Genomic DNA, 16299 nt, shown 5'->3' with positions numbered 1-16299 from the left:
TATGGTTTCTCGTTCAGTTGTTCTATTAGTACTTTGTTTCGGATTTATCGCTTCTGCCTACGCCGCGCCGCGCAGCTTGGGGCAGGAGACCTGGTATGAAGTCGACAGTGATAATTTTCGTGTGATTACCGATGGCGATCCCAACGCCGTCAAAAGCCTGGTGGCAGATCTGGAGCGCTATCGCGCAGTAGCGTTGGAATTACTCGACGCAGATCCGAAGGGTGAGCGATTAACCATCTATGCCGCAGCCGACCGGGATACCTATGCGAATCTGGTGGGGGTTGAGCTGGCGGATATGACCAACGGTTTGTTCGACACCTCCGCAGAGGGCAACTACGCCCTGGTGAACTTAGATGGCCGCAGTGTTGAGAGACAGCTCAAAGCGCGCGAATTCCTGTTCCACGAATACACCCACTTCCTGAGCTATAACGGCAACACCACCCACTACCCCTATTGGTACAGTGAGGGTTTTGCCGAGTTTATGGCCACCATGTCCTTCCCGGAAAAGGGGCGCTACGAGATTGGCTCTATTCCCAGTGAGCGGGCTATGACCCTGATGTATACCGGGCTTATGCCGCTGGAAGACCTGCTGCGTGCCACGGTGTACAACACCGATGCGGAGGAAAAGGCCGATGTCTATGCCGGGGGCTGGATTTTGTCTCACTGGTTGATGATGAAAAGTGGTAAGCAGGACAATTTTGAGAATTTCGTCAAAGCCTATAACGAAGGTGCCGATCCGGTAGCCGCCCTGGAAGAGGCGCTGGGGATGTCGGTGAAAGAAATTGAGAAGGCCTATGTAGCAACTTATAAGGCGGATAGCTTCGAACATTTCAGTGGCGCTATCCCGGCGGACTTTAAAGAGGCCAGCCCTACGGTTAAGCGCCTCAGTAAAAGGGAGTCGGTGAGTATCCTGGCTGGATTTATTGCCCAGTCTGGTTACAACCTGCTGGCCCTGGACGAGCTGATTGAGTATGCATACAGCACCGGTATTTACAGTACTGAACTGGCGGCGATCAAAGCGAGCGCCGACCTGCGTCTGGGTAACTTCCCCCAGGCCAGCCACCTGCTCGCCAGTGTTCCCAGCCAGGACCGCAGACAACTCTGGTATCTGAGTGCCCACGCCTGGTTAACCGTTAATCAGCAGGCGATGGCGCCGGGCAGCCAGCGGGACTCGCACAGCTTGAAAATGGCGCAAGAGGAGTTCGACTTTTTGGTGGAGGAAGAGCCACAAAATGCATCCCACTGGTTTGGCCTGGCGATGGCGATGGAGATGCTGGATTACCCCCGAGAAAAGTACTTAGAGAAGCTCGAGCAGGCCTATAAGCGCGCTCCCCGCGAACTGCATATTGCCCAGTGGCTGGCAGAAGAGCTCTACCAAAAGAAAGATGCGGAATACTTTGCCCGGGTGGCGAAGCCACTGATGTTTGAGCTTTCCGATGAGGAGCAGAATCAACAAATAAAAATGAGGTTGGCAGAGCTGAAGGGCAAACCCAAGTCGTCATAGCAACAATAACAGTGCTCATTGAATAAGAAAGCTTGTCACTCTGTGTAAGAGACATCCAACATCCGCCAACGTATATTTGCCCGGCAATTAAGTTTGTCGGGCTTTTTTATAGGGGCTCGCCATAAGTTGGTACGATTGTCTGCGATAGCAGCAATCCCCTATCATAAGGTGCGTTAGTAGTTTCTATAGCGCAACACCTCATAAAATAAGAAAGGGTGCACTGTGGGCAGAAAGCGGCTTTCCGTTATCTTTTTGGTACTTATCTCACTATTATTAGTTGCCGCTTGCGAGCGGGGTGATGCTCCTATTGACAACAGCTCAGCGGCATTAATAGAACCCAGCAAAAAAGTAGAGCTGGCAGCACAAAAAAAGACAGCGACTGAACCCTCGTTTAACAATTATGTAGAGTTGGGGGATTTAGCGGCTTTGCTGGAGCGGGGGGTATTGCGCCTGCTTGCGCCGAAGGGGCCCCTGGAGAACACCCTGCCCCGCGAGGGGCTGCCAGCGGGGGAGTGGCGCAAACTCGCGGAAGAATTTGCCCACAGCCGGGGGTTAAAGCCCCAGTGGGTCTATGTGGATAACTTTGCCGATTTGATTCCCGCGCTTATTGACGGGCGCGGAGATGTGATTGCCACTAATTTTTCCCGCACCGAAGAGCGCAAGGCACTTGTGGCCTTTACCCGTCCGCTCAAATATGTCGATGAGTTATTAATTACCCAGCGGCAAGCGGGGCAAAAAGCGCAGCCCCTACAAGTAGCCCTGCGTCGTGGCAGCGCTTTTGCAGAAACGCTGCGGCAAAGGGCCGATGCAAAAAATTATCAAGTTACCTACCTGGATGGACCGCTAGGAAGTAGCGACCTGCTTGCTGCGGTGGCTGCCGGTGAATACCCGGCAACTATTATTGATAGTAATTTGGCCGATGTACTTCTGGGGGATTTCCCACAACTGGCAATTAGTCGAGAGCTGGATTCGCGCAGGGCAATTGCCTGGGCGGTACGCAGAGAGGCTACAGCACTAAGGCGTGAACTGAATGAATTCTTTACCGCCGAGCTGGTACTGGCCAGCCAGAACCGCGAACAACCACTGCGAGATTGGCCGGAAATTCAAGAGAGTGGAACCCTGAGGGTAGTTACGCGCAATCATCCGGCCTCCTATTTTATCTGGCGCGGTGAGTTGATGGGGTTTGATTATGACCTGCTAAAAGAATTTGCCCGCGAGCATAAGTTGCGTTTAAGTATGGTCGTACCTGACAAGGATCAGGACTTGAGCGAGGCATTAAATGATGGGCTCGGGGATATGATTGCCGCATCGCTCACTATAACCGAAGCTCGTCGCCAGCAGGGGCTGGCATTTTCCCGACCTTATATAACCGTTAAGGAACAAATAGTAGCTGCTAAGCCAAGTGCATCGGCTAACGAATTACTGCCTGCGGAGATTCTGCTTTCCGGGCAAACTGTCGCGGTTAATCCGACAACCAGTTATTACGAGAGTTTGCTAAAATTAATACAGAGGCAGCGCGAACAGAATATAGTGCCACTACAGATCCACCGCCTAAAAGGTTCTACCAGCGAATCTCTTATTGATGCCGTCGCCCGTGGTCTTTTTCCCTATACCGTGGTTGATTCACACTTGGCGGCTATTGAGAGTACTTACCGGGACGACTTTACCCTAGTGGGTGAGTTATCCGGCGAGCGGGATATTGCTTGGGCTGTTCGAACTGGTCAGCCGCTATTACTGGAGCAGCTGAACAGCTTTCTGAATAAGCATAACCGGGACCTGTTTTTTAACGTTACTTACAATAAATACTTCAAGGAACATAAACGTATCCTTCGACATCAGGGGCAGCGCCTGCGCGGCACTGATGAGTTATCGCCCTTTGATCCCATTGTAAAAAAATATACAGAGGCTACAGATCGGGATTGGCGTATGGTGGTTGCGCAGATGTACCAAGAGAGTCAATTTAACCCCCGCGCACGCTCTTTTGCCGGCGCCCAGGGTCTGATGCAGGTATTGCCCCGTACAGCCAAGCAGTTGGGCGTTAACGATCTTTATACTCCAGAAAACGGTATCCGCGCAGGAGTATCCTATTTGGGGTGGCTGGATAAACGCTTCCCACAAGATATACCTCTGGAGCAGAAAATCTATTTTACCCTGGCTGCATATAATGCGGGTCACGGCCATGTTCGTGATGCCAGGACGTTGGCTCAGCAGTTGGAATTAGATCCCAATCAATGGTTTGGCCATGTGGAACAGGCAATGCTGCTGTTATCCCGGCCGGAATACTACCGCCAAAGCCGCTTTGGTTATGTACGGGGGCGGGAACCGGTTAAATATGTGCGGGAGATTAGAGATAGGTACCTGGGCTATATCTATATTAATCGAAATTTATAATAAGCCAATATTTGAGCGCAGGGTTAGGGGAAAAAGAGAAGTGCCTCACAAAAGAACCTAATAGAATTTATCTGCTTATCGGTTTTGTACTGACTATCAGGTTTTATGTTTTGTTGGAGGGTTGGATTGAGGATATATACAATTATAGTTTTATATGATTGTAGATGTATGTATCTATCGGTAAGTTGAGTTAAATATGTTTTCAAATGAAATATTTAAGCGTGAATTGATGGTTGCGGGTAATGCAGCAGGAAAACCGGAAACCATTACCTCTCAGGCCGAGCCTATATATCATGAGATGATAAGTAAAGCGAGAAGAGGAAATTTCTGGGCGCAAATTTCGGTAAACGGACTGCACCAGTTCGTGTCAGGGGGGGTGCACCAAAATAATATCTTTATCAAACGGAGTGCGGTGCGTAGAGATGGAGCGGAAGAGTTTTATATGATTCTGCCCGGCTGTAAGGCAACAGTAGAAAAGCTGCCATCTAATACTTTTAAAATACTTTTTCTGGAAGCGAACTTGAACTTTTATGAGTTGCAGAAGCAGGAAGATAGGTCGGGACTTTTCTTGGCTTCTTTTAAAAGTGGTAAATGGAATACAAGATTTAAAAGAAAAAAAGGTATTGAAGAAAAGACATGCAGAAAAGTCGCGATTGTCGATGGTAGTTATGCTGATGCAGATGAAGCAGCTAAGGTTATATTTAAACGTCTTGCAAAGGCTCCTTTTACTTCAGGTGCCAACCTTGAAGCAACTGGATATGATTTACATTATACCCCTAAGTTAGAGAAGCTCCCTGGGTTGAAGTCATACCGCAATGCACTAGAGGATAAGCGTATACACGAATCAGCGCTTCTGCTGGCAAAAACCATGTATGATGCCAGAGAGACTATAGCTGTATGCTGGATTTCCGAATTTGGCGGGTCTGCGGTTTTGACTCAGGCGATGAAAATCCTGGCGGACCAAGATGTTCGATTGGAAAATCATTTTGTGTATATGCACAGGCCGACTACCCCGCCCCTGGATGCGATAAAGGCGGCACATAAACTCGGACTTAATATTGATAGACATTTCTCTAAAACAGGGCTAACCGATTGGGTAGGGAATAAAACGAATTTTAGAACGATTCTTGCCAGATGGAGAAATGCAGAGGATATATATAAGGGGACTCAGGCCATAATAGATACACTTGCCCTTGTAAAGAGTGCGCAGGGCGTGGCTGTATTAAGTGTGGCTGCTGCTATCTTGGCCGGATTGTCTATCTTTTTTCCGGCCATTCCTGAGATCTTAAAATTTGTGGGGGCTTATACAGTATCTGCTGTTGTGGCATTAAAAATGGCGAATGCCCTAACCAGAGGTTTTGCTCCCAGGTTTCATAATAAACATATTCAAGGTCGCCTTTGATGCGAAATTTTCTGAAATATTCAAGGTTGAGTCTGCGCGAGGTTGAAGTCCCGGTCACGCCTGTGGGGCCTGATTTTGAGAGTGCCAGGCGTAAGCAAATAATGATTGCTGGAGCTCAATTAAGCCTCCAGTTGCCCCGCCATGACGGAGGTGGGCGCAAGTATGAAACGATAAATCCTGGAGGAGATCATGTCAAAAAAGGCTATACCGATCGTTATCTTTCTAGCGGTATAAAAAACCAAGGCTGGGAGCGTTGGCCCATATTAAACCGTGTCTGGGCATTTTATGGCAGTTGGTTTACGGGATGCCTATCTAATATTCGATTTAATATTGCAGCTTATCGCTGGAAGTATCAGCCAGACAATACATCCGTTTTCCATCCCAAAATATTTGAATTGACGGTTGCGCATTTGCTCAATTCCGATTATGGGTATAGATCATCTGAAGGATCTCCCACGCATCAGGCGCCGGTCAATTGGCAGGTTGTTAATACTCTGCCGGTACCTGCGGCTAGATTTAGAGTTGAAGCTGAGCCGGGGTATAGCCCATCGGTAATGCAAGTATTGCTGTTTCCTGTGACTGATAACGTTATTGTCAATATTCAAGCAACCTTTGGTCAGAACTGTTCGAGGCTTATCGGCAAACTTGGCAAGGAAATTAGTGACAAGGAAATGCAGAGCCTTTTGGATAAGGTATTTGCAAGCGTGCAACTAGAATTTGACGATGCCGGTAAGCAGAGTTTGGCTAAATCCTTAAAAGTCAGTGGGAACACCACTTTAACTGAAGACTTTGCTCCGCTTAAATGGCCTATTTATGTCGATAAATACGGTAAGGAATCAGAGGAAATTAAAAAGAAAATTATTGAGGATAGAGGTTATTAGTTAAGTCATTATTTAGGCTGAATAGGGTTTTCTTGACCTCTTGATGTGTTTGCAGTCGCTTGGGGAAGTCTGCCCGGTGGGTCGCAAGTTAAGAGGCTGCTGTTATGGGGCCTTATGCCGAATCACTGAGCGGGCTATATTTTGCTGCTGGCGGTTAAGGTTGTAATCGGTAGTCGGCGTCAAATAAGGTGGCTGAATTTATGCATTTCAAGTTTTATCATAAATCAATTCAAGGTCGCCTTTGATGCGAAATTTTCTGAAATATTCAAGGTTGCGTCTGCGCGAGGTTGAAGTCCCGATCACGCCTGTGGGGCCTGATTTTGAGAGTGCCAGGCGTAAGCAAATAATGATTTCTGGAACTCAATTAAGCCTCCAGTTGCCCCGCCATGACGGAGGTGGGCGCAAGTATGAAACGATAAATCCTGGAGGAGATCATGTCAAAAAAGGCTATACCGATCGTTATCTTTCTAGCGGTATAAAAAACCAAGGCTGGGAGCGTTGGCCCATATTAAACCGTGTCTGGGCATTTTATGGCAGTTGGTTTACGGGATGCCTATCTAATATTCGATTTAATATTGCAGCTTATCGCTGGAAGTATCAGCCAGACAATACATCCGTTTTCCATCCCAAAATATTTGAATTGACGGTTGCGCATTTGCTCAATTCCGATTATGGGTATAGATCATCTGAAGGATCTCCCACGCATCAGGCGCCGGTCAATTGGCAGGTTGTTAATACTCTGCCGGTACCTGCGGCTAGATTTAGAGTTGAAGCTGAGCCGGGGTATAGCCCATCGGTAATGCAAGTATTGCTGTTTCCTGTGACTGATAACGTTATTGTCAATATTCAAGCAATCTTTAGTCAGAACTGTTCGAGGCTTATCGGCAAACTTGGTAAGGAAATTAGTGACAAGGAAATGCAGAGCCTTTTGGATAAGGTATTTGCAAGCGTGCAACTAGAATTTGACGATGCCGGTAAGCAGAGTTTGGCTAAATCCTTAAAAGTCAGTGGGGACACCACTTTATCTGAGGACTTTGCCCCGCTTAAGTGGCCTATTTATGTCGATAAATACGGTAAGGAATCAGAGGAAATTAAAAAGAAAATTATTGAGGAGAGAGGTTGTTATTAATTAGGTGGAATTGTTGTTCAGTGTAGGGAGCCTTGCTTAGTGTACTACTTGATTAATTGTACAGCATAAAGGAGCTCTTGGTTCGCTTGGATTAATAGATAAGTAATTGTTTAGGCGGGGTAGGATTTTTTTTGACTTGTTGCTGTGTGTACAGCTGGCTCGGGAATTCTGTTCAGTGGTTTGGGAGTATTGAGGAGGTCGTAAATACTATCGCGATAGCCGTTTGGTTATATGTATGGTGGAGAGCTAGTTAAGTATATAGGCGAGATTCGGGGTGGATGCATTAGATATTTAGGCGTTGACTGCCACCAAATCCATACAGGTATTGATGGCAGTATTGCTTCCCGCTTGATTAATGGGCCCTATAAGATCGTCGCTGAAATCCAGAGGCATAAAGGATTTGTTTGAGAGCACTTTTATAGCTAAAGCTTTAGCTCCAGCGCAGCTGTATTGTGGAAGCGAGAGTTTCTTGCGGTCCAACTTTAGAGGCTCCACCAATCAAGTAGAGGCTTTCTCCTAGGGCTACTGCTCCGTGGCCGTGTCGTGCCTGGGGCAAATGACCCTGGTTGTTCCAATCATCTGTGACTGGATCGTAAATCCAAATATTGTTAAATGCAGTACCAGTCTTCCAGTTGCCATTGGGGCCAAATGCCTCACCGCCGGTAACTATTAATTTATTATTTAATGGGGTTACTGTGAGTCCGGCAGCAGCCTGGGGGAGGGGGCGGATCTTTTCCCATTTGTCCAGGCTGGGGTCATAAACTTCGGCATAAGCTAGATTCCTGGCCTTGCTACCGCTGTCGCTAACCTGGCGGCCACCAACAACATAAATTCTGTTATTTAAAGTTGCCCCACCTGCGGAGGTTCGCTTGATGCTGGCTGGCGCTACTTGCTCCCAATTATCCCCTCTTGTAAGCACATAATGATAATTGGTATCTCTATTTTTAGACTGTTCGTTGGGGGCCCTACCGCCAATGACATGGATGTTCTCCCCGATGTTGGTGTAAATAGATTCAGCCAAGGGCCGGGGGAGAGGGCTGGTTTCTATCCAATGCTTATATTCGCTGGAAAGTTTATAAACGGTATTTCGGGCTTGCCAAGCGCTATCAGAATCGCCAAAAAATCCACCGATGCCATATAGGCTGTTGGAGTTACTGGCCATACCGAGGTGATGTCTTACCTCAGGCAAATTAGGCCCGGGCCTCCAGTTTTGTTCCCTCAGAGAAAAGATATGTGTTTGTTTAGTTGGAGAGAGACCGAAGAAAACTGCTGTATCCGCCCTGCCACATAGATATCGCCAGAAAAGACTGCGGGGTATATCTCCTGCAAAGGCATTTCCAGGCTGGGAAGACTTGATATTGATAGACTGGAATTAGCCTCTTTAGCGCTTAGATTGACTCCACCGAAAGTAAGAGAAGCTAAGCTGGAATATTTAATAAAGGATCTTCTGGATAGCGCCATGGTAACAAACACTCTCACTCTGACTGATAAAGAATACCTATTTATTATAATTTTTTACTTAAAAATAGGCTAAAAGGATCATTTGTATAGTTGCTGAAAGGGTCGCAATCTTCAAATCCATAACGGCGATAGAGCGCGATAGCCGGAGCAAAAGCTTCAGTGCGGCCTGTCTCCAGTTTTATCTCTTTATATTTACGCTGCTTTGCCTCCGCTAATATTTTTTCTATCAGGGCACCGGCAACACCTTTGCGCAGAAAACGTGAATCAGTTTTCATGGACTTGATTTCCCCCAAGCTAGAAGTGATCTCTTTTAGGGCACCGCAACCGGCCAAAACTCCGTCAATTCTAGCCCCCCAAAAGGTAACCATCGGGTCATTCAGCTTATCCGGGTTGAGAGCGTGAACGCTACCGGGTGGGGAATGTCGATACATTTCCTTTAGATGAGCTTCGAGAAGCTTGTTAATGGCGCCGTCGGATAGGTTGTCTAATTGTACGGATATATACATCTTTGTTTATTGGTCTTTTTTGTTGGCTAGAGGCAGGGTGACTTAGCCAGTTTTCAGGCTTTGAAATATCACTGTAACAAGAATCTCAGAAGAGGATAAGTAGAAGTTAACGGTTGTATTAAAATGCTTTATTAGAGTGCGTTGAGAGAAAATATGCACGTTTTTGCACTATTTTATTTCGCATAATCTCCTGCCGAAAGCCCGCCAGAGAAAGCTAAGGGCTTGGTTTAGCCCTTAGTTCAATATTAATATCTGGGGAGCTTCTGAAAACTAGAGATATCACGAAGTTATTCAGTGGCTCCCTGCTGTAATGAGGTTATAGTAGCCGCTTGCCGATATTGATACAGCGCTCTCCTGAGTAGCGATGATTTTTTAACGCTTTCACCAATATGGGCTTAAGTTGTTGTTTCTCCTGTAGTGACTTGGTGATTTTATCTACATTTTCCCTGGAGCACATTAATGGCAGGGCATAGGCATAAGCGCTAAGTAATTCCTGAGAATCATCTTCATTGATTTTATCCAGTGAGTCAAAAATAGGTTGGCTGTGGATATTAAACAGCTCTACTTGCTCTGCGGTGAAAAGAGACTCTGAAATTCTTCTAATTTCGCTTAACTTAAACTTATCTCGGTTAGATATAAGGTTGTCTACCCACTTGGATTTGTTTTCCTCCAGGGGGCGAATAACTTCGGCGGACAGCGCATTGAGCTTGGATCTATCGGAGTTATCTTTTGCCAGTTCTCTAGTGATCGCCTGCTCATAATCCGAGAATAGATAGCGATTCTGCAACTTGATAAGTTTCCAGCGCATATCGGGGTCAAGTTCCAAGCCCTCTATTGCAAACTCTCCCATCAATAGCTCTCTCGCGCTCGATAGAGCCGGAGTGGAGTGGGCGATATGGGTAAAAACATCGAACCAGATTTTTTGTTGGTCACTGCCTTCAGCGGCTCTTAGTAGTTGATCCCAGCTAAAGCGCTCCACAGCCTGAGTAAGCTCATTGCGACGTTGCGTATTTAGAGGGATTTGAGTGAGAAAATCGTAAGTGAATCCAATATATCTCGCATTTAAACGAATAACATTGATGTCCTGCTCGTCGGCGCCACTATTTACAATAAAGCTAATATACTCATCCAGAGGCAGCTTTGCGTCATAAGTGCTGTCGAATAGGCTTTGCCAGAACATTAGTCGTGCAAACGGTTCTTCAATATCATTGAGATGCTGAACCATATTCTTGATGGTAACTTTATCCAGATTTACCTTCACATAGGCCCAGTCTTCTTCATTGGGGTAGAGCCCCTGTGGACAGGGCAGTCCCTCGGCCTCTTGTACCTCGGTTCTGGCACCGCTATACAGCACTGGCAGAGTTGCAACCCGTTTCATGGTTCCAGCTACCATTTGGTAAAAGCCCAGTTGTGTGCGCTGTTCCCTTAATATCGGGTATTCTTCCGGTGCTGTTTGCTGAATTACTAAATGGCTGATTTGATTATTGTCACACTGGAAGCTGGCTTCAATTGTGTTGAGGCCGGCCTGGTAAAGCCACTGTTGTTGCCAGCTGTGGAGATCTTTGCCGGCAGCTTTGCCCAGGTGCTTGATAAAGTCACTGAGTGTTGAGTTATCGTAGGATAAGGCTTTTAAATAATTGCTGACGCCTTGGCGAAACTCCTCTTTCCCCAAGTAGTAGGGCAATTGCTTGAGTACCGAGCCGCCTTTGCCATAGGTGATGCCATCAAAATTGCTAAAGGCTTCATCGGTATTACTGACGGGTAATTGGATGGCATGGGTGGTTGGGCGTTGATCGGAATGATAGGCCCATTGTTTCGCTCCCAGGTAATAGTTCTCCCAGGCATTGTCGAATTCACTGTTTTCTGCCAGGGCGAGGTTGGCCATGTAGGTGGCAAAGCTCTCGTTGAGCCAAAGATCATCCCACCAATTCATCGTTACCAGATTGCCAAACCACTGATGGGCCAGTTCGTGAGCGATGACATTGGCCAAATGCATACGTTGTGCCTGGGTCTTGCCACCGCGTGAGATGTAACTATCGTTGAAGGTAACGGCCCCTACATTCTCCATAGCGCCGGCATTAAAATCGGGCACTAGAATTTGATCGTATTTTTCGAAGGGGTAGTCAATGTCAAAGTAAGGTTGGAAAAACTCAAAAGACTGTTTGGTAAATGTAAACCAGTCTTCAGTTTTTACATATTTTGACAGGCTCTGTCGCGCGAGCAAGCGTAGGGGGATTCCATTGGCTTCATCCTCCCAGGTATGGTAGGGGCCTGCATGTAAGGAGAAAATATAGGAAGAAAATTTCTTTGTCTGGGGGAAAAACCAGTGGTTTTTTTGCCCTTTTTTTTCTATTCGCTGCTCTCTCCGCGCGCTAACGACAAGCCAGTGATCGGGTGCGATTACATCGAGAGTATATCGCGCCTTTAAGTTGGGTTGATCGAAGTGGGGAAAGAGGCGATTGGCATCGTAGGGTTCAAAGTCGGTATACATATAGACTTTGCCATCGATAGGATCTTTGAAGCGGTGTAGGCCCGAGCCATTATTGGAGTAGGGGTGTTGGTAATTGACGGTGATACGGTGCGTTTTCTCGGCCAGGTATTTATGATCAATTGTAATAAAGTAACCATTATATCCGAAGGGAATCGATTTTCCGTCGACTTGTATTGAGTTAACGGCACCATTGGAAAAGTCGATGGTGAGCGGTTGTTTTAGTGGATGGTTAAACCTTATATCGCTGTGTACAGTTCCAGAGAAGTTGTTGCCCTCGTTATCGAGATTGACACTCAGTTGGTAATCGACTTGCGCGATTTGCTGGTGGCGGAGTCGGGCATAGGCCTCTGACAGCCCGGGCCCGTCTACTCTGACTATAGGAGTGTCTGTTTGGGCGGGTGTTGTTTGTTCTTGAGTCTCAGAAGGCCGTCCGCAGGAGGCCAGTAAGACACTGCATAAAATAGATATAGCGAGCTTATACTTTAGTAAAACTCTGCTAAAGATCGTAAGATTATTCATAGCATTATTTTTATAGGAAGTTTTGGGGGTATTGTTTTTCAGGCGCTATATAACCTTAATGGCATATAGGAGATGATACAAATGTTGTTTTAGCTTGAAGTAGCCTATTAATGGGTAAAAAAGTGGGGATAACAATTAAAACTATTGGCCATTTGCCACTTCCAAAACAGATTCGGCTAATGCGTTGATTACTCCGTCAATTTCCTCGGCCTGAGTAATAAAAGGTACTCCCAGTTGCAGTGTGTCACCCCCGTAGCGGATATAGAATCCTTTGTGCCACATTTTCATGGCGATTAGATAGGGCCTAAGTAGAGGCTCAGCTGGAGCGGATTCGATGGTCAATCCCGCAGCCAGTCCACAGTTGCGAATATCATCAATAAACGGCAGCCCTTTGAGCTGGTGGATATACTCCTCCAGGGTAGAGGCAAGTTCTGCGGAGCGCTTAAATAGCTCCTCTTTCGCGAGAATATCCAGGGTTGCCAGAGCCGCAGCGCAGGCCAGTGGGTGCCCGGAGTAGGTATAGCCGTGGGGCAGCTCCAGCTGGTAATCGGGCCCACCGGTCTGCATAAATAGTTCGTAGATATCCTGACGCGCCGCCACAGCCCCCATCGGGACTGCGCCATTGGTGAGCTGTTTGGCAGTATTGAGGATATCTGGGGTTACTCCAAAGAACTCTGCCCCAGTAGCTTTGCCCATTCGCCCAAACGCGGTTATTACCTCATCGAAAATCAGCAATATTTTATATTGGGTACAAATTTCGCGCAGGCGATCTAGATAGCCCTTCGGTGGTGGCAGCACGCCGGCGGAGCCTGCTACCGGTTCGATAATCAGAGCGGCGATAGTTTCTGCGCCGTGTAACTTGATCAGCTGTAACAGTTCGTCGGCTAAAGCTTTCCCTTGTTCCGGCTGCCCCCTGCTGAAACGATTCTCGGGAATCAGGGTGTGGGATAGGTGATCGGAATCGATAGCGGGGCCGAACATCATTTGATTTGCGCTAATCCCCCCTACACCAATACCGCCAAAGTTCACGCCGTGATAGCCCTTGGCACGACCAATAAACTTGGTCTTTCCCGGTAGCCCCATTTTCAGCCAGTAGGCCCGGGCGATTTTCAGGGCGGTTTCGGCGGATTCTGACCCGGAGCCGGTGAAGAAAATACGGTTGAGTCCCTCGGGCATAAGCTGGCTGATTCGTTCGGCCAACGCAAAAGCCTTGCTGTGACCAAATTGAAAGGCGGGAGCGTAATCCAGGGTGTTGGCCTGTTGTGAGATGGCGTCGATTATTTCCCGGCGATTGTGCCCAGCACCGCAGGTCCATAAGCCGGAGAGACCGTCGAATATCTGGCGACCATCGGCACTCCGGTAATAGCAGCCGCTGGCGGTGCTGATTATACGGGGGTCTCGTTTGAATTGGCGGTTGCCGGTAAAGGGCATCCAATAGGCATTGAGCTGTGCTTGCGAGAGCCCGGCTGATTTGTCGTTCATTTTTATTTTCCGACACTTGGCCTTATCGTATTAAGGAGCTATTGAGTCATTCCGTAATACCTCTGCGGGCCTTGCAGATTATAGATGTTAGGCACAGAACGCCGCGCATGACCTGCAGTCCCCGGATGTGGTAGCCGTGACCTTCAAGGCCCGCTCTACGGGGCTTACAGAGCGATTCACGCACCGCGTTGTGACTTTTGCAAAGGTCCAGACATTCCTACAAAACCGCGCTCTGATTGTGAGTCGCTCTGCAAACCAGAGGTATTGCGGAATTGTTTAGAGCTCCCTTAATTCTGGATCAAATCCCCCCGCTTTATAACTTATATTTTGAGCCGCACTCACTTTATTTTATCGACGGGATTGATTAAGCGGAGGCTTTGGATAGCGCCGTTATATCGCTGCGTATAACTATAACTTTATAAGATTGGCGGATATGAACCCGGCTCTGGATTGGCTCGCGCGGTTGCGCCTTGACTGTAAACTCCTCTGGGAGCTGTTATAGGCACGATAGCCATATACCAAGTGGAAGGGGGGGCAGATAGGGAGCAGGGGGAGAGAAAAGAACCGGGGGCACAGGCCCCCGGTAGTGTCACCGATTAAACAGCGGTGGCGATTTTGTCTACGTAAGGGGCGAGTTCTGGTTTGTTTTCCAGAATTTCCTCACGGGACAGACCGTCGATCTCGTGGGGGAATACCAGCCACTCTTCGGTCTTGTGGATAAAGTAATCCGGCTCGCGCTTGGCCTTGTTATTCTTCGGCTTGTAGTAAGGAGTCGCGATACGAATCTCCGGCGTGTTCTTTTTACAGGCAGCGCGCAGGTCTTCGATAGTTTGCTCAATACTCAGGCCGGAGTCGTGCACATCATCTACGATCAGCAGGGAATCGTGGGATTCCAGGCGCTTGATCAGGTAGTTCAGGCCGTGGACACGCACTTTCTTGTCGCGCTCACCGATACCGAGATAGGAGGAGGTGCGGATCGCGATATGATCTGCATCCACTCCCATTACATGCAGCAGCTCTTGTACGGCGATACCTACAGGGGCACCACCGCGCCAAACGCCGACGATATAGTTGGGGCGAAAGCCGTCACTATAGATTTGTTCGGCGAGAGCGTAAGAGTCTACTAGGAGCTGCTGTGCGCTAATAAAGTGCTTTTTCATCAATGTACCCCTCAGAAAAAGGCAAACTTGGCAACAAAGAGTGCCGCTAACACGTACACACTGATGCTGACGTCTTTGCTACGTCCGCTCAGTGTCTTAATAACTGCGTAGGAAATAAAGCCCAGGGCGATTCCGTGCGCGATAGAGAACGACAGAGGCATCATCACTGCGGCAATCACTGCCGGTGCGGCCTCGGTAATGTCATCCCAGTCAATAGATGACATACCTGAAGTCATCAGGACGCCAACATACAGCAGAGCGCCGGCAGTTGCATAGGCCGGAATCATACCGATTAGCGGAGAGAAGAAGGTCGCCAACAGGAATAGACCGGCGCAGACTACGGCGGTCAGCCCCGTGCGGCCACCGGCGGTAATGCCCGCCGTGCTCTCTACATAACAGGTGGTGGTGGAGGAGCCCAGTACAGAGCCGACCACAGAGGCGGAGCTGTCGGCCATCAGGGCCTTGCCCATACCGGGCAACTTGCCATTTTCATCCAGCAGTTTGGCGCGGTCGGAGACACTCAACAGGGTGCCGGCGGTGTCGAACAGATCCACAAATAGGAAGGCAAAGATCACGCTGATCATGCCCACTTCGAAGGCGCCGGCGATATCCAGCTCAAGGTAAGTGGGAGCCAGGCTGGGGGGCGCAGAGATCAGGCCGGTGAACTCTACCTTGCCAATTGCCAGGGCGATAACCGTTACCGCGAGGATACCGATCATTACCGAGCCCAGCATCTGGCGATAGGACAGGGCCACGATAATAAAGAAGCCCAGTGCCGCCAGAATCGCCTCAATGGACTTGAGATCGCCCAGGGTAACCAGGGTAGCCGGGCTGGCTACCACGATACCGGCACTCTTCAGAGCGATGATCGCCAGGAACAGGCCGATACCCGCAGCCAGGGATTGCCGCAGAGAGAGTGGGATACTGTCGATAATCCACTCTCGCAACTTGAAGATACTGAGCAGTAAGAAGATGATCCCTGATATAAACACGGCGCCCAGCGCCACCTGCCAGCTGTAGCCCATTTCACCGACGACAACGTAGGCAAAGAAGGCGTTGAGGCCCATACCCGGTGCCAGTGCGATGGGGTAGTTGGCGTAGAGCCCCATAATCAGACAGCCAATAGCGGCGGCAAGACAGGTCGCCATAAATACGGCGCCCTTATCCATACCCGCTGCGGCCAGGATATTGGGGTTCACAAAGATGATGTAGGCCATCGTCAGGAAGGTGGTCACACCAGCAATGACTTCCCGGCGAACATTGGTCTGGCGCTCGGAGAGCTTAAACAACTTCTCCAGAAAAGAGGCCTGGCCTCCAGCCTGGGGGATGTCGGACCCTGGGGTCGCCGATGTTTGAATATCAGTGGGTTTCAT

The 16299-nt window shown here is 48.5% G+C and carries 11 protein-coding genes; 5 read left to right on the top strand and 6 right to left on the bottom strand.

The genetic code is table 11. From position 1 onward, the window contains the following. Position 1 precedes the first annotated feature (1 nt). The 5 genes from ACJJIK_RS13495 to ACJJIK_RS13475 all read left to right on the top strand — a co-directional run bounded on the left by ACJJIK_RS13495 (position 2) and on the right by ACJJIK_RS13475 (position 7307). Positions 2 to 1504: a hypothetical protein gene (locus ACJJIK_RS13495; protein WP_444928821.1), complete on the top strand. Its 1503-nt coding sequence runs from the start codon at positions 2 to 4 to the stop codon at positions 1502 to 1504. Positions 1505 to 1726: 222 nt separating this feature from the next. After that, positions 1727 to 3895, top strand: coding sequence for a transporter substrate-binding domain-containing protein (locus ACJJIK_RS13490; RefSeq protein WP_444943041.1), 2169 nt, complete (start codon positions 1727 to 1729; stop codon positions 3893 to 3895). Positions 3896 to 4091: 196 nt separating this feature from the next. Beyond that, complete coding sequence (locus ACJJIK_RS13485; RefSeq protein WP_444928819.1) at positions 4092 to 5297, top strand: hypothetical protein; 1206 nt, start codon at positions 4092 to 4094, stop codon at positions 5295 to 5297. Continuing rightward, positions 5297 to 6178: a hypothetical protein gene (locus ACJJIK_RS13480; RefSeq protein WP_444943040.1), complete on the top strand. Its 882-nt coding sequence runs from the start codon at positions 5297 to 5299 to the stop codon at positions 6176 to 6178. The genes ACJJIK_RS13485 and ACJJIK_RS13480 overlap by 1 nt, the downstream gene beginning before the upstream one ends. A 244-nt stretch (positions 6179 to 6422) precedes the next feature. Next, positions 6423 to 7307 carry a hypothetical protein gene (locus ACJJIK_RS13475; RefSeq protein ID WP_444943039.1) on the top strand — a complete coding sequence of 295 codons (885 nt, stop codon included), beginning with the start codon at positions 6423 to 6425 and terminating at the stop codon, positions 7305 to 7307. A gap of 430 nt (positions 7308 to 7737) precedes the next feature. Here ACJJIK_RS13475 and ACJJIK_RS13470 read toward each other — a convergent pair whose 3' ends face one another. The 6 genes from ACJJIK_RS13470 to ACJJIK_RS13445 all read right to left on the bottom strand — a co-directional run bounded on the left by ACJJIK_RS13470 (position 7738) and on the right by ACJJIK_RS13445 (position 16299). Next, complete coding sequence (locus tag ACJJIK_RS13470) at positions 7738 to 8496, bottom strand: Kelch repeat-containing protein (protein WP_444943038.1); 759 nt, start codon at positions 8494 to 8496, stop codon at positions 7738 to 7740. 316 nt (positions 8497 to 8812) lie between these two features. Next, positions 8813 to 9274: a GNAT family N-acetyltransferase gene (locus tag ACJJIK_RS13465; protein ID WP_444943037.1), complete on the bottom strand. Its 462-nt coding sequence runs from the start codon at positions 9272 to 9274 to the stop codon at positions 8813 to 8815. Between the two features lie 316 nt (positions 9275 to 9590). Next, positions 9591 to 12284 (bottom strand): aminopeptidase N, encoded by a 2694-nt coding sequence (gene pepN, locus ACJJIK_RS13460; RefSeq protein WP_444943036.1) that lies wholly within the window; start codon positions 12282 to 12284, stop codon positions 9591 to 9593. 141 nt (positions 12285 to 12425) lie between these two features. Further along, positions 12426 to 13766: an aspartate aminotransferase family protein gene (locus tag ACJJIK_RS13455; RefSeq protein WP_444928812.1), complete on the bottom strand. Its 1341-nt coding sequence runs from the start codon at positions 13764 to 13766 to the stop codon at positions 12426 to 12428. A gap of 596 nt (positions 13767 to 14362) precedes the next feature. After that, complete coding sequence (locus tag ACJJIK_RS13450) at positions 14363 to 14926, bottom strand: phosphoribosyltransferase (protein ID WP_444928811.1); 564 nt, start codon at positions 14924 to 14926, stop codon at positions 14363 to 14365. Between the two features lie 11 nt (positions 14927 to 14937). After that, positions 14938 to 16299 (bottom strand): NCS2 family permease, encoded by a 1362-nt coding sequence (locus tag ACJJIK_RS13445; RefSeq protein WP_444928810.1) that lies wholly within the window; start codon positions 16297 to 16299, stop codon positions 14938 to 14940.

The sequence above is a fragment of the Microbulbifer regidiadema (SeqCode) genome (genome assembly GCF_052466995.1).
The sequence above is the reverse complement of the archived record's forward strand: the minus strand, read 5'-3'. Positions and strand labels throughout refer to the sequence as shown.